This window comes from Shewanella sp. YLB-07, assembly GCF_009377275.1.
The window spans coordinates 17,323-32,472 of record NZ_VOQB01000006.1; the positions used below are offsets into that span (position 1 = coordinate 17,323).

The 15,150-nt window shown below is 44.7% G+C and carries 11 protein-coding genes and 1 tRNA gene; 8 read left to right on the forward strand and 4 right to left on the reverse strand.

Annotated features, from left to right (window positions below; genetic code table 11):
* Nucleotides 1–55: 55 nt before the first annotated feature.
* Nucleotides 56–535 carry a peptide-methionine (S)-S-oxide reductase MsrA gene (gene msrA / locus FS373_RS14295; protein ID WP_144046373.1) on the reverse strand — a complete coding sequence of 160 codons (480 nt, stop codon included), beginning with the start codon at nucleotides 533–535 and terminating at the stop codon, nucleotides 56–58.
* A 343-nt stretch (nucleotides 536–878) separates the two neighbouring features.
* Between msrA and astE the strand changes: the two genes are divergently transcribed.
* From astE to FS373_RS14330, 7 genes are all read left to right on the forward strand, one after another.
* Nucleotides 879–1,913, forward strand: coding sequence for a succinylglutamate desuccinylase (gene astE, locus FS373_RS14300; RefSeq protein ID WP_322619505.1), 1,035 nt, complete (start codon nucleotides 879–881; stop codon nucleotides 1,911–1,913).
* 197 nt (nucleotides 1,914–2,110) lie between these two features.
* Nucleotides 2,111–3,289, forward strand: a complete 1,179-nt coding sequence (locus FS373_RS14305) for a thiamine pyrophosphate-dependent dehydrogenase E1 component subunit alpha (RefSeq protein ID WP_144046375.1) — start codon at nucleotides 2,111–2,113, stop codon at nucleotides 3,287–3,289.
* A 3-nt stretch (nucleotides 3,290–3,292) separates the two neighbouring features.
* Entirely contained in the window at nucleotides 3,293–4,270 is a 978-nt protein-coding gene (locus tag FS373_RS14310) for an alpha-ketoacid dehydrogenase subunit beta (RefSeq protein WP_144046376.1), read from the forward strand.
* Nucleotides 4,271–4,279: 9 nt separating this feature from the next.
* Nucleotides 4,280–5,887, forward strand: a complete 1,608-nt coding sequence (locus tag FS373_RS14315; protein ID WP_152829694.1) for a dihydrolipoyllysine-residue acetyltransferase — start codon at nucleotides 4,280–4,282, stop codon at nucleotides 5,885–5,887.
* A gap of 134 nt (nucleotides 5,888–6,021) precedes the next feature.
* Nucleotides 6,022–7,089 carry a quinolinate synthase NadA gene (nadA, locus tag FS373_RS14320; protein WP_152829695.1) on the forward strand — a complete coding sequence of 356 codons (1,068 nt, stop codon included), beginning with the start codon at nucleotides 6,022–6,024 and terminating at the stop codon, nucleotides 7,087–7,089.
* Between the two features lie 183 nt (nucleotides 7,090–7,272).
* Nucleotides 7,273–9,267 carry a methyl-accepting chemotaxis protein gene (locus tag FS373_RS14325; RefSeq protein ID WP_152829696.1) on the forward strand — a complete coding sequence of 665 codons (1,995 nt, stop codon included), beginning with the start codon at nucleotides 7,273–7,275 and terminating at the stop codon, nucleotides 9,265–9,267.
* A 668-nt stretch (nucleotides 9,268–9,935) separates the two neighbouring features.
* The gene (locus tag FS373_RS14330) at nucleotides 9,936–10,955 is read left to right on the forward strand and encodes a DJ-1/PfpI family protein (protein WP_144046380.1); all 1,020 of its coding nucleotides are present in this window, start codon (nucleotides 9,936–9,938) and stop codon (nucleotides 10,953–10,955) included.
* A gap of 446 nt (nucleotides 10,956–11,401) precedes the next feature.
* On the opposite strand, the gene FS373_RS14335 is transcribed toward FS373_RS14330, so the two are convergent.
* Both FS373_RS14335 and cls read right to left on the reverse strand, forming a co-directional pair.
* Nucleotides 11,402–11,492, reverse strand: a tRNA-Ser gene (locus FS373_RS14335).
* Between the two features lie 228 nt (nucleotides 11,493–11,720).
* The gene (cls, locus tag FS373_RS14340) at nucleotides 11,721–13,178 is read right to left on the reverse strand and encodes a cardiolipin synthase (protein WP_152829697.1); all 1,458 of its coding nucleotides are present in this window, start codon (nucleotides 13,176–13,178) and stop codon (nucleotides 11,721–11,723) included.
* A 223-nt stretch (nucleotides 13,179–13,401) separates the two neighbouring features.
* Here cls and FS373_RS14345 point away from each other — a divergent pair, with 223 nt between their 5' ends.
* Nucleotides 13,402–14,253, forward strand: coding sequence for an endonuclease/exonuclease/phosphatase family protein (locus tag FS373_RS14345; protein ID WP_144046382.1), 852 nt, complete (start codon nucleotides 13,402–13,404; stop codon nucleotides 14,251–14,253).
* Nucleotides 14,254–14,306: 53 nt separating this feature from the next.
* Here FS373_RS14345 and FS373_RS14350 read toward each other — a convergent pair whose 3' ends face one another.
* Complete coding sequence (locus tag FS373_RS14350) at nucleotides 14,307–15,128, reverse strand: substrate-binding periplasmic protein (protein WP_144046383.1); 822 nt, start codon at nucleotides 15,126–15,128, stop codon at nucleotides 14,307–14,309.
* Nucleotides 15,129–15,150 lie beyond the last annotated feature (22 nt).

Consider the following 15,150-nt stretch of genomic DNA (forward strand, 5'->3'; position numbering starts at 1 on the left):
ACTACTTGCTTGTTCCTAGTACCTAGGCTGTACGCTTGAGTGCTAGGAACTTTTATTAGAAAGATATATGGCAGCTGGGGAGATTGTTCTTCTTCAGGTAGTTCTGGTGATATTCTTCGGCGCGATTAAATTCGAGTACTGGGGCTATTTGTGTGACTATCTGTTTCTCTCCCCATTTCCCACTAAAGATCAGGGCATGTTTCGATTGCTCAGCAATCGTTTTTTGTCCATTGTCGTGGAAAAAAATGGCGCTGCGATATTGAGAGCCGACATCAGCCCCTTGTCGGTTGAGCGTGGTCGGGTTGTGATTTTGCCAAAACACCTCGAGCAAGTCCTGATAAGAGACTAAGCTTTCATCGTATTCCACCTGGACGACTTCGGCGTGACCGGTTTGACCGATTTTAACTTCTTGATAGGTGTTCGTTGCGTTATCGCCACCCATATAGCCACACGTTGTTAGTTTAACGCCTGCAATCTGGTTGAAAAAATACTCCACACCCCAAAAACACCCCGCACCAAATGTCGCTACTGCCATATAGACCTCTTGAATTTGTATTAGATTAACTATCGTTTGCTCTGGTTTGCATTGCTAGAGGCAATACTGAACCATTTACTACCCGCAATTCACTTAGCGCGATTGACTCTAATAAATACCCATTCAAACGTCTGGATGGCTAGAAGTCTACAGTTTGTACTTAATGGTTATCTTTTGCAATAGGTAAATAGGTATTATTTGATGCCCCGATAAATAGCTGACGTGTGGGTTAAGTGTTATTATTCTAAGCAATAGATTTTTCGACATAAAATTAAAGGATCTTGCATGAAATTGCGCCATCTTGAGCCGCAATTTATTGGTGAGAACAATTAAGGAGAATTTTGTGCTAGAGGCGCTAATAGAGTCACAAGACTTTTTAACATTTACGTTAGATAACCCACATCATATAGATGAAAGCGGTACATTTTCCATAGGCGAACACACTCAAGTAACAGTGTGGGATACCGGAGTCATTGTATTTGAGCCAAAGCATGCAGAAGGAAAAGATATTGTCCTCTCTTGTGCGGTACACGGTAACGAAACAGCCCCCATCGAGCTCTGCAATGACCTGATAAAGGACCTGCTGCAGGAAAAGATCATTACCAAGCAAAGAGTCTTGTTTTTGTTTGGTAATCCGCCAGCAATCATCAATGGCACCCGCTTTATCGAAGAAAACTTAAATCGTTTATTCAACGGTGCACACTCTGCGGGTGAGGGGCTGATTAATCCTGAGCGTATTCGAGCAAAAAAACTCGAGTTTTACGTCGATAAGTTCTTTTCGGCGTCTAGTGCAACAGATCAAAGAATTCATTACGATCTGCATACGGCCATTCGTGGCTCAAAACATGAAAAGTTCGCTATTTATCCCTATCGCCCCGGTCGCAAGTATAGCGCCGAGCAGATCATGTATCTCGAGGCTTGTGGTATCAATACTGTCTTATTCCATCATGAACCGACCACAACATTCAGCTATTACTCTTCAAAGAATTACCAAGCCGATGCATTCACCATTGAGTTAGGTAAAGTCTTGCCCTTCGGCCAGAATGACATGACGCGCTTTATCGCTTTAAGAGAGATGTTGAATCGCTTGATCACCAATCAGGACTTAGCACTTGATGAATTCGATGTGAACAAGGTTAACCTGTATCAGGTCTGCCGCGCGATCAATAAAGGTTTCGATGATTTTGAATTTACCTTTGCCAACGATGTCGAAAATTTTACTGCATTCCCTAAGGGTTACATCTTAGCCAAAGAAGGTGGTATGGATATCAAGGTTGAGCATGAGGTTGAAGCCATCGTGTTTCCTAATGCCAAGGTACCCGTCGGCCAGAGAACCGTTTTATGCCTAAAGCCTGCCAGCATAGATAACATTGCTTAGTGCTGGCTAAATCTCAATTGCATGTAAAGCTAAACATACGCCGCGAGTGACCGTTAGTTGTTAGTTAGGCCTTGAGAACGGTTGATTGCACGTTTACGTTAACGTAATGTCTTTCCCGCGTATTACAAGAATTGCTGATCCGATCGACAAGAGCGGGTCAACTTATAACAAAGCACTCAGCTGATAAGAGATATAGTATGAGCAACGCAACAAGCGATAACGAGACTGTCCATAGAGTCAGTTTTCTCGACAGGGAGTCAGTTAACATCCCTATTCTTAAAGTATTGCAAGCCGACGGTACCGTTTATGACAAGGCCGTACTGCCTGCAATTGATGAGGCATTGGCTCATCGAATCTATGATACCTGCGTTTTCACTCGTGTTTTAGACGAACGTATGTTGGGTGCACAGAGGCAAGGTCGCATCAGCTTCTATATGACATGTACCGGTGAAGAGGCCTCTATCATAGGCAGCACAGCTTCTTTAGATGATGGTGATGTTATCTTGGCTCAATATCGTGAGCATGCGGCTATCCGTTATCGTGGTTTTACCACTGAGCAATTTATGAACCAATTGTTCAGTAATGAAAAAGATCTCGGTAAGGGCAGGCAGATGCCGATCCATTACGGCAGTGCCGAACTCAATTATCAAACCGTCTCTTCTCCCTTAGCCACCCAGATCCCACAGGCTACAGGTGTCGGCTATAGCTTCAAGATGCAAGGTAAGCGTAACATCGCCATCTGTTATTTTGGTGAAGGCGCTGCGTCGGAAGGCGATTTCCATGCCGGATTAAACATGGCTGCGGTACTCAAATCACCCACCATCTTCTTTTGTCGAAATAATGGTTACGCTATTTCTACGCCGACAAGTGAGCAGTTTTGTGGTAATGGCATTGCCAGCCGTGGTCCTGGTTACGGCATACACACGATACGTGTCGATGGTAACGATATGCTGGCGGTACTCGCCGCGACTCAGCAGGCTCGCGCCTATGCAGTAGAAAACCATTCACCCGTGTTAATCGAAGCCATGACATATCGTTTGGGTGCTCATTCATCGTCTGACGACCCATCGGGATATCGTTCCAAAGATGAAGAGGCTAAATGGCAACAGCATGATCCCGTTAAGCGTTTTAAATTATGGATGATCAATAAGGGCTGGTTAACCGAGAAGCAAGATGCTGAAATGTACGAGAAATATCGTAAAGAGATCCTTGCAGAGCTTAAAGTAGCAGAGAAGCTACCTATGTCTATGCTCGATACTTTAATTGAAGATGTCTATGACACACCAACCCCTCGTCTTAAGCAACAGTTAAAAGACCTTAAGAAACATCTTAAGAAATACCCGGATTCCTATCCAAACAGTAAAGGGAGACTCTAAGTCGTGGCTGAGATTAATATGTTACAAGCCATCAATGATGCGCTATCCATTGCTCTGGAGTCCGATGAAAACTCGATTCTTTTTGGTGAAGATGTCGGTCATTTTGGCGGTGTTTTCAGGGCAACTTCGGGTCTACAAGAAAAATTCGGCCGCGATCGTTGTTTCAACACACCTTTGACTGAGCAAGGCATAGCGGGCTTCGCCAATGGTTTAGCCTCTAACGGCATGGTCGCCATTGCCGAAATCCAGTTTGCGGATTACATCTTTCCCGCCATCGATCAGATAGTCAATGAAACCGCTAAGTTCAGATATCGAAGTGGTAATGAGTTCAATGTCGGTGGTGTGACCTTCAGGACACCTTATGGCGGCGGCATTGCTGGCGGTCATTATCATTCTCAATCACCGGAAGCTTATTTTACCCAGACTGCAGGCCTCAAAGTGGTGGTGCCTCGTAATGCTTATCAGGCAAAAGGCCTGTTATTGGCGTCGATTCGCGACCCCAATCCGGTGATATTCTTCGAGCCAAAACGCCTCTATCGCGCCAATATTGGTGAAGTACCCGATGAAGACTATGAGATCGAACTCGGCAAGGCAGAAGTCGTTAGAGAAGGTAAAGATATTACCTTACTCGCCTGGGGCGCTCAGGTGGAGATCGTCGAGCATGCTGCTGATATGGCGGCTAAGAAAGGCATCTCTTGTGAGATCATCGATCTGAGAACCTTAGCTCCATGGGATGTTGACACCCTTGCGACTTCGGTCAAGAAGACGGGTCGTTTATTGATTAACCATGAAGCGCCACTGACGGGCGGATTCGCCGGTGAGATCGCGGCGACGATACAAGAGGAGTGTTTCCTTTACCTCGAATCACCCATCGCCCGAGTCTGTGGTCTGGATACGCCTTATCCTTTGATTCATGAAAAAGAGTATATGCCTGATGCGCTCAAGACATTCGAAGCGATTAAAGCAACGGTCAACTTTTAGGAACCTGGCATGATTAAAGAATTTATTCTTCCCGATATCGGAGAAGGGGTTGTTGAGTGTGAACTGGTCGAGTGGTTGGTGAGTGAAGGTGATCTTGTCACCGAAGACCAGCCGATTGCCGATGTCATGACTGACAAGGCTCTGGTGCAAATCCCGGCTCCCCATGGTGGTGTCATCAAAAAACTTTACTACGCCAAAGGTGAGATAGCCAAAGTACATTCACCTCTTTATTCAGTGGATATCAGCACTACAGAGCAAGATGGTGTGAATGATGAGGGAGACAAGTCATCAGGCAAGCAAAACTCTCATCCCTCCGATGAACATATTTCACTGCCAGAACCGGTCCAAGTTACCGGCCAGGTGCACATAGAAGAATTCCTGCTGCCAGACATAGGTGAAGGGATTGTCGAGTGTGAACTGGTTGAATGGCTCGTCAGTGAAGGCGATATAGTGGCTGAAGATCAGCCTATTGCCGATGTGATGACAGACAAGGCACTGGTACAAATTCCGGCAATTAAAGCGGGAAAAATCGTTAAGTTATATTATCGCAAAGGCCAACTCGCAAGAGTCCATCAGCCCTTGTTTGCGGTAGAGGTTGAGTCCGAAGAGGCTATTGACGCTACACCTGTAGTGACAGTCGAAGATTCTGCTGAACCTCAGAGTCAAATGAATAGCGAGCCAGTCCCTCAAGGCAAGGCGCTCGCGAGTCCAGCTGTTCGGCGCATGGCGAGAAGCTTAGATATCGATATTTCTACCGTGAGTGGCTCAGGTAAAAATGGCCGGGTATATAAAGATGATATCGAGCGTCATCACTCTGGTAGCAAGCTATCTTCAACTCAAGTTGAATCGCTTACTGCCGTTGATGAATCCAGCTCCACAGTCGTCAGCACGACTCAGGTATCAGATCATAGTGAGAATAGGGTAGAGCCTATTCGCGGCGTTCAGGCTGTGATGGCCAAGATGATGATGGAGTCTGTATCGACCATTCCTCATTTCACTTACTGTGAAGAGATAGACTTGACTGAGTTGGTTAAATTACGTGAGAGTATGAAGAAGAAGTATTCAAACGATGAGTTAAAGCTCACCATGATGCCATTCTTCATGAAGTCACTGTCACTGGCAATTAAACAGTTCCCTGTGATTAACAGTAAAGTGAATGCCGATTGCACCGAGTTGACCTATTTCAGTCGTCACAACATAGGCATGGCGGTGGACTCTAAAGTGGGTCTACTGGTGCCTAATGTTAAAGACGTGCAGGATAAGTCGATATTAGAGATTGCCTCGGAGATCACTCGTTTGACTAAGGCAGCTCGTAGTGGTCGTGTTAGCCCTGGCGATCTTAAACAGGGCACAGTGTCAATTTCCAATATAGGCGCACTGGGTGGCACGGTGGCAACACCTATCATCAATAAGCCCGAAGTCGCCATTGTTGCCTTGGGTAAGATGCAGGTATTACCGAGATTTAACGCTGCAGGTGAAGTTGAAGCACGTAAAATCATGCAGATCAGCTGGTCAGGGGATCATAGAGTCATAGATGGCGGCACTATAGCCAGATTCTGTAATCTGTGGAAATTGTACCTGGAGCACCCACAAGAGATGCTATTGGCTATGCAGTAGCTCATAATTGGCATCTTGTACAATAAGAAGGGCGCATTCGCGCTCTTTTTTATGGCTTATAATTCATTTTTAGTTAATTTTTCAATCATATTTACGTATAATCCCGCTAATAAGAATTCCTCCTTGGTTTTAAGATGAGTCAGTCAGCCCCAGAAATTGAAGATATTCAATATATTTTTCCACCTAAGCCACTTCCATTAACCGAACTCGAAAAGGCGCGTTACAAGTCGCGTATCAAGCAGTTATTAATCGAAAAAGATGCCGTGCTCGTGGCTCATTATTATACCGACCCTGAGATCCAGGCCTTGGCTGAAGAAACCGGTGGCTGCGTCTCTGATTCATTGGAGATGGCCAGGTTTGGTCGAGACCACCCGGCTAAGACTTTGATCGTCGCGGGGGTTAAATTTATGGGAGAGACGTCAAAAATACTCAGCCCAGAAAAGACAGTATTAATGCCGACCTTAGAGGCCACCTGCTCGCTGGATATAGGGTGTCCTATCGATGCCTTCAGCAAGTTCTGTGATGCTCACCCGGATCACACCGTTGTGGTTTATGCCAATACATCGGCCGCTGTCAAAGCTCGCGCCGATTGGGTCGTCACGTCAAGCATTGCCCTGGAAATAGTCGATCACCTCGATAGCCAAGGTAAGAAAATAATCTGGGGGCCGGATCGTCATCTGGGTGGTTACATTGCCAAACAGACCGGCGCAGAGATGTTGATGTGGCAAGGCGACTGTATCGTTCATGATGAATTCAAGGCTAAGGCGCTGCGGGAGCTCAAGCTGCTGCATCCAACAGCAGCAATATTGGTTCATCCTGAATCACCGGCCAGTGTTGTCGAGTTGGCCGATGCCGTGGGCTCGACCAGTCAGCTCATTAAGGCTGCGCAGCAGATGGATAACGATAAATTCATTGTGGCGACCGATAGGGGCATCTTCTATAAGATGCAACAGGCAGCCCCTGACAAAATCCTTATTGAAGCGCCGACAGGTGGCGACGGTGCTACCTGTAAGAGCTGCGCCCATTGTCCTTGGATGGCCATGAATGGCCTACAGGCGATTGAAGCATCATTGATAGCAACGGAAACCAGCAAGCATGAAATCTTTGTCGATGATGAGTTACGTCAAGGCGCATTAATCTCACTGGATAGAATGCTAAATTTTGCTGCCGAATTAAACATGAAAGTGAAAGGGAATGCCTGATACGGAATGTTACATTAACTGAAGAAAACAGTTAAATTTCATGCAGGTAGCAATTAAATTTGATCTATATTAATAAGTCCTCAATTAGAGGGCTTTTTTGTGGTATTTTTTAAAGTCTTGCTGGGGCATTTGCACTAAACTCTCGTCATAATCCCTACAAACTCTTGATCAAGGAGATCATTTATGAATATTCGATGGATCGAAAACCTTACCATAAAAAATAAACTGCTCATTGTTATTTTGCCTCCCATCTTGGGGTGCTTATTTTTTGGCTTATTCATCGTCTATAACCAATTACAGTTAAGCCAAAGCCTCTCTAAGGTGCAGGTGCTCAGTGAGCTGGCCAAGGTGAATAGCTCCCTAGTGCATGAATTACAAAAAGAGCGCGGCATGAGTGCCGGATTTCTGAGTGCAAGCGGTCAGGCGTTTGCGGCTAAACTGCCAAAGCAGAGAAAGGCCACAGATAGACAGATCAACGCATACCAAGTTTTTATTGCCGATAACCGTTTACCCGATAGCTTTAGCCGTCAATTAACCAGTGTGAACAGGGCGCTGGCAAGCTTGCATGGGATGAGAAATAGCGTTAATAACTTATCGATTTCAGTCCCTGAAGAAGTGAAGTTTTACACCAGACTCAATATGGCCTTACTCAGCATTGTCGATCAAACAGCCCATGAGGGTGGGAGTCAGGCCATCGCCATTCAGGCCGCGTCTTTTAGTGCTTATTTGCAGATGAAGGAGCGCGCTGGACTCGAGCGTGCCGTCCTTAGCTCCATGTTTGGTAAAGAGGAAGTCGATCCACAGAGTTTCATTAAGTTTATCACTTTGATTTCAGAACAAAATAGCTATCAAGAACGGTTTTTGGCATTAGCAGATGATGGGATTAATCAAGATTATCGGCGCCTGCAAGATTCCAAGGCCGTCAGTGACGTTAATACACTGAGACAAGTCGCGCTAAGCCAAGATTTAGCGGCCATTGCAGCACAAAGCAAGGAGCAGTGGTTTACTCAAGCAACCGCGCGTATCGAACTGCTCAGTCAGTTTGAGCAATCACTGGCCAATGGCTTAATGGGCCAAACTCAAAAGCAATTATCCGCATCTAATGCCCTGATGTATAGCATCATCACTCTGATGTTAGTGTCTGGCGTTTTAGTGTGCGGCATATCAGTCATACTGGGCAAGTATCTGCATCAGAATTTGCGCAACATGCACTCAATTGTCACTCAAGCCCAAGCCAGTTTCGATCTCAGTCTACGAGTCAAGGCCGACACCAGTGATGAACTGGGTCAACTGGGTAAGGCATTCAACCAGATGATGATGGATTTTGAGCATGTCATCTTAAGAGTCAGAGACAATACCGCGAGCCTGTTAACGGCATCTCAGAAGATGGACACGTGCGCCACCTCAATGCAGCGAGATGTTGCCATTGGCCATAGCGAATCGGAGCAGGTGGCCTCTGCGATGACAGAGATGAGTGCCACGGTACAAGAGATTGCCCAGAATGCAGTGAGTGCATCGGAAGCCTCTGCCGCCGCAAACATAGATGCCAAAGAGGGACGCTTGGAAGTCAGTAAGACAGGCACCAGCATTAAACTGCTTGCGGTTGAAATCGATGCAGCGTCGAATGCTATTAATCACTTAGACAATGACATTCAATCCATAGTCAGTGTGTTGGCCGTAATAAGCAGCATTGCTGAGCAAACGAACTTACTCGCACTTAACGCTGCTATCGAAGCCGCCAGAGCCGGTGAGATGGGCCGCGGATTTGCCGTCGTAGCCGATGAGGTAAGAAGCCTGGCACAGCGTGCTCAAGCCTCTACCGAAGATATCCGTACCATGACAGAACGTCTCGAGTCGGGCGCTAAACTTGCGGTCAATGCGATGGAGAAGGGCAAGGCTCAAGCCGAGCTCAGTGTCACCGAATCACGTAAGGCAGGTGAAGAGTTAGATCGCATCGTCACTGAGGTTGGAATCATCGACAGCATGAACGAACAGATCGCAGCGGCGACTCACGAGCAGTCAACCGTGTCTGAAGAGGTTAATCGCAATGCGCTCAAGATAAGCGATACCTATCGAAATACCCAAGCTGTCGCCGATGAACTCAGTCAGCTTAATGAAACCTTACTCGAAGATGCTAACAAGATGGCGCAGGAAGTCAGTAAGTTTAAGTTAAGCTAATTAGCTTGCAGCCGACAGCAGTATTTTTACAAGAGATAAAAGCCTATTCGTAGGCTTTTTTTCTGCCTGATAGCCTAGTATTAGTTAACGCTCAGCAACGATAGTAGGCTTTCTTACCGAATATGGCGGTGAGGAGGGCTTCAAATCTTATTTAAGATGGTGTAAAGCTTTGATACACCGTAAAAATACTGTGTTATGTCTTTGAGTTGGTATATCCAGTACACGTTTGAACCCCAAATTTCTCACACTACAACACTATTGACATCTATAACCATTGATTCTGTTATTTGGCTGCTCAATCAAATTGTCATAGCGTTGAACATGATGGATAGTGGCCAGCACTAACTACCACACAGGATAAGGCCATTTCCGTCACCATCAGAGCCTTGTTTTCCTGACCTGCTTTTTTCCTCCCTAAGGCACCACGGCTACCGCCTCTTAACACCCATTGAGCGAATATCAGATCCTATCTCAGTCCAAATCAATCCAGAAAATGATCCAGCTAGGATTCACTGTAGACAAACAGTTGTTTAATATGATTTTTTGATGGATAAACTCGAACAGAGACACTTCCATGTTGACCGGCGCTTTGCCATCTTATGTTAACGATTGTGATCGGTTTGTGTTAACTGTTATGATTTAACCATACTAACTAAAAGGAACATATTTTGCGTAATTTATTAATTTCACTTTGTTTATTTATCGTTACACTTAGCAGTTTTAATACTTGGGCTATTGAAAAGAAAGAACCATTCAAAGTTGGGATATTGATGTTTGATGAAGTACAGATAATTGATTTTGCTGCACCTTACGAAGTGTTTGGTCATGCCAGATTTGAAATATATACCGTATCAGCAACGGGTAAACCAATAACGACGGCAATGGGGCTAAAAGTTACGCCGGATCATAGTTTCAGTAGCTTACCGGAAATGGACGCTATTGTAGTTCCCGGTGGTGATGTTTCCATAGTCAGGAAAAATAAACAGGTACTAAACTGGTTGAAAGAACAACACAGGAAAGTGGACCATGTACTTTCTGTTTGTACTGGTTCAAATATCATCGCTGAATCAGGATTACTCAATGGTCTTAGTGCCACTACATTTCATAGGAACCTTGATGATTTAGCAAATGAGTTTCCTGAAATTAATGTTTTGGATGATAAACGCTATGTCGATAATGGTAAAATTATTACTTCGGCAGGTCTTTCATCAGGCATCGATGCATCTTTATATTTGGTTAGTAAAGTTAACGGGATAGAATCAGCTAAGACCATTGCAATGTATATTGAATACGATTGGAAGCAAAGTGATGTATTTATTCGTGCGGCTATGGCAGACAAGCATTTGCCGACTAATGATTATCAGTGGCCGGAAGATGCAAAGTTTTCAAATGCTATTGGCTTTGGTGATAAAAACAATTGGTACAGAAGTTATGGAGTGGTCACATCCGGAAATATCGATAAACTACTTAAGGTTTTTAGCAGCGCAATGCTGGTTAATACTGACTGGGTATCTAAAGCATCTGGTGCAAAAAATACCCTCTTGTGGGAAAAAACCATCAAGGATAACTTGTGGCAATTAGAATGGAAAGTATTGGCAGACGAAAATGGTAAAGCGAACAAGCTTATCAATACTCTTTCAAATTTAAGTGCAGTAAAAAATATAGATTTGGCTCAGACCGTTAACTAACTTCTTTTGAACCTCTAATCTGAGTAGTGGTACGCTAAATTTGGCCACCTGATTAGAGGTGTTAACTTGGGCTTTCTTTTACCAAAGTTATTTGAAGCCTCTTTACCCTCTCTGGTACGAGTGACAATGAAGTTTCTTTCTATCTTTGCAAACATTCCAAGTTCTTGAGAATTATGCGGGCGAGGGCTACTTCAATGTTTCGCTATCAAACTTTGACGGATATGAGTTCTCGGAGTTTCTAAAGATGTCTGAGGATGTCTTGAAGGGGCTTGATAGCCTGCAGAGGGAGTTTTACTCATTGGAAGACCTAAGCAGCAGGGGTCGCTACGCGATGAAGGCGGCCTTGCTGGTATTGAATGTATGACTAGAATGGTGACTGATTCATGGCTAATACGAAAAAGCCCTGAATTAATATTTCTATTAATCAGGGCTTTAACTTTAAAATATGGCGGTGAGTTAGGGGTTCGAACCCTAGATGGGCTATAAACCCATACACACTTTCCAGGCGTGCGCCTTCAGCCACTCAGCCAACTCACCAATTTTCGTTATGTTTAAAGTGTTTAACGCCACCAATATCGTTAAAAGATTCATCAAGCTGGCTTAATTGCTTTCTCCTTTAACGGAGCCGTACTTTACGCAATACCGGTTTAATGGTCAAGGGATAAAAGTGTACTTTCAAGCGTTTGCACGTTTGCTAAGCAATATTAGCTAAGTTGGTTTAAATTTGAAAAAAATAGACGAGTAATGAATCTATTAATCTGTCAGTTAAAGCAGTGGACTGAACAGATAGAAAAACTGTTCTGTTGCACGTTTATGAACCGGTCTTTTCTGCCAGAGTGAGTAATCGATTAAGCTGGAGCTATCCATATATTCCTGCTGTAACTGAGTTAACTCCTGGGTAAAGCTAAGATCGTCGACGGCCAAGGTCAATTCGAAGTTTAACCACAGGCTGCGCATATCGAGATTAACGGTGCCGATTAAGCTGAACGTCTCATCAATCACCACAGATTTAGTATGCAGCAGACCGCCCTTAAATCTGTGGATGTTAACTCCGGCTTGTAAAAGTTCGGTGAAGAAGGACCGGCTGGCCCATTCCACCATGACTGAGTCATTTTTGTTGGGGATAATGATATTGACACATACGCCTCTGTGAGCCGCGGAAATTAAAGCTACCTGTAAGTTTTCACTGGGCACAAAGTAGGGGGTTGTGATGACTATCTTGTGCTCTGCTTGGTAAAGGCTTTGTAGCAGGACTTCGTGGATAATCTCTTCCGGCATTCCAGGTCCCGAGGGGATGACCTGAACCGTGTCCAGCTGCTCCGGGGAATGATGGGGCTTACAAATGGGGCTCTCTGGTAAAAAACGCTGATCCGTTTCCACTTCCCAGTCCCAAGATTGGATGACGTCCAGAAGAGGTACGCAGGTCCCTGTGATGCGGATCATCACGTCTATCCACTCGCCGACACCTGAGCTTGCTTTAAAACAACTGGGATCCACTAAATTCATCGAGCCCGTGTAGCCGATGCTATTGTCTATGATCACGATTTTTCTGTGCATTCTAAGATCCATTCTTCGAAACAACACCCTGAGCGGACTGACCTTAAGTGCTCTGGCTAGCGTGATACCAGCAGATTGCATTTTAGCCGGCCATTTACTTCGAAAAAATTGATGACTCCCTGCCGCGTCGAGTAACAGTCTTACTGTTATGCCCCTTTGAGCCGCTTGCACCAAGGCCTGGGCTACTGAGTCTGCCATGCCGCCGGGGTGCCAGATATAGAACTCCAAATGGATAGAGTGCTTGGCGTTATCAATATCCTTAATCATCGAGTTCAAGATCTGCTCGGGAGATGATAATAGTTGTAAGTCATTATCGGCAAGAGGGGGGATCCCGAGGCGGTTTTCACATAAGAGGCCAATAGATTGCGCATGGTGGCTCAGGGTACCGGGTTGATACTGTCTAATTTTAAACAGATGTGAAAACCATTCGGCATAGGGCCGATACATATTTTTAGCTCTGACAGCCCGGGTACGACCTATGTTTTGTTCACCAAAAAGCAGGTAGGCGACTATGCCTACCACAGGAATGACATAAATGACCATCATCCAGGCAAATGACACGCCGATGGAGCGGCGTCTTATCACAATCCGAGCCGTGATAGCTGCGATTATTATCCAATAAGCAAGCACGCTCAATAGAGTGAGAATTTCGTACAAATGATCCATGGAGTCTTTTGCCTTTAAATAACTTCCCTTCAATTATTTTCAAGGGAATGCTTGATAATATACTGCATTAAATAGCTATAAAGATCAGTATTTTTAGTACATGGCGAGTCTGAACTCGCCACCATTGCGCTTGCACTGTATCGGTAATATGTGTGCCTGGCGATGTTTAGGTGCGATGACTTGTGGTATAAATTGCAGACTTATCCTTATTTATTTCACTGGCATGAAAATCGCTAATCTGATCCGTTCCTTTTGCATTTTTATTTTTGTTCTTTTTATCTCAATCATTCTATTTTTAGCATTATTGCCAACGAGTGAGCCTAAAATCTTGACTGATCTCGACATACCATCCTTCGATAATCGATGTGTCCAAGGCCTTGACTCTAAGAGTTCATACCTGGATAACCAAGGCTCATTGAGTGTTTCTATCTGGAATATATATAAGCAGAAGAGGCAAGGCTGGGAGAAGCAACTGGCGAATTTAAATCACGCGAGTCAACTGGTGTTACTGCAAGAGGCAGGCCTGAGCCCTGAACTCAGGCAGTATATTCGACATGCTCAATTAAAGGTGTCTATGGCGAAGGCATTTACGCTCTTGGATACCTCATATGGCGTGATGAACCTGTCTCACACAGAGGTAAAATCTGCTTGTGCATTTACGGCAACAGAGCCGTTAATCCGTTTCGAAAAATCCGGGATACTTGCATATTATCCACTGTCGAGCGGCGAGGAACTTTTGGTTGTGAATCTACATGGCATTAATTTTGAGTGGACTCTCACCCATTACTCCAGGCAATTTGAGGCGATAGCCCTCGAACTCGAAAAGCATCAGGGTCCTATCATCTTAGCGGGTGACTTTAATACCTGGCGTGCACAGAGACTCAATCTTGTTAGCGATTTTGCTAAGCGATTTAACTTGTCTGAAATCAGTTATCGAGTCGATGAACGCCAACGTGTATTTGGCTTCCCCTTAGATCACCTTTACTATCGTGGCTTAATCTTCAAAGAGGCCGAATCTTTAGCGACCTCAAGCTCAGATCACAACCCCATCACGGCTCGCTTCATGCTTAAGTGATCCCATTGAACTGTTCCTGATAAATATGGGGACAAGATTTAAATCTGCTCAGTTCATTGACTGCCAAAAGAGCAGGCTGAGGTATGCTCATTAAAGTCTGTAATAAATTCCGGGTATTTAGCCAAGAAAATTTTACCGAAATACACCCCAAGTGGTTTGCTCTTGTTATGTACACGCTTAAATTGGTCCATGTCCAATTCCGCTCGCTCGACAGCGGATTGGAACAGTAAACTATTTTCCATTATGGCATCCACTCGTTTGTGAATGAGTAGCTTAATGAGCTGATCGATAGAGTTGGTTTGATGGGCAATCATAAAATTGTTTTCAACGAGCCAATGTGTGGTATTTGAGTGCTGACGACTGGCAAAGACGGCTGTCGATTTTATCTCGGTTGGGCTAGAGGGGATCTTACTGTCTTTTAGCAGGTAAAAATTCCAATCTTGTTCAATAAAGGTATTTGATTGAACGGCATAAATGTCTCTCTTATCATTATGTGATGCGGCAAAGAAAGCATCATACATTCCTAATTCGACGCCTTTTTGTGCGCGCCCCCAGGGAAGAAATATGACCCGATAATCCTGTTTAAGGCGCGTCATCACACAATTGAGCGCATCGATAGCATAGCCAGTCTGTTTGTCGTTCGACTCCATCTGGTAGGGAGGCCATTCTTTGGTTGATATGGATAATTTGGGCACTTGCTCGTTTGCCTGAGCCGCGATCAGGCTCCCAAGTAATAGCATCGCCATCGAGCCTGTGATAAATCTGAGCATCCCCATGGGGGCCATTTTTTCGCAGAGCCAATGCCTGAGAGGAAAATCGGAGTCAGGTATAGATTGAAGTAAAGGTATCAAGGTAATGTCACTCACAGCCTTCATATCATAAATTCTAGTTTAGGTT

Coding starts and splice junctions, on each gene's coding strand:
- msrA (WP_144046373.1), bottom strand. CDS start 535: ATGGCAGTAGCGACATTTGGTGCGGGGTGTTTTTGGGGTGTGGAGTAT.
- FS373_RS14305 (WP_144046375.1), top strand. CDS start 2,111: ATGAGCAACGCAACAAGCGATAACGAGACTGTCCATAGAGTCAGTTTT.
- FS373_RS14315 (WP_152829694.1), top strand. CDS start 4,280: ATGATTAAAGAATTTATTCTTCCCGATATCGGAGAAGGGGTTGTTGAG.
- nadA (WP_152829695.1), top strand. CDS start 6,022: ATGAGTCAGTCAGCCCCAGAAATTGAAGATATTCAATATATTTTTCCA.
- FS373_RS14325 (WP_152829696.1), top strand. CDS start 7,273: ATGAATATTCGATGGATCGAAAACCTTACCATAAAAAATAAACTGCTC.
- cls (WP_152829697.1), bottom strand. CDS start 13,178: ATGGATCATTTGTACGAAATTCTCACTCTATTGAGCGTGCTTGCTTAT.
- FS373_RS14345 (WP_144046382.1), top strand. CDS start 13,402: ATGAAAATCGCTAATCTGATCCGTTCCTTTTGCATTTTTATTTTTGTT.
- FS373_RS14350 (WP_144046383.1), bottom strand. CDS start 15,128: ATGAAGGCTGTGAGTGACATTACCTTGATACCTTTACTTCAATCTATA.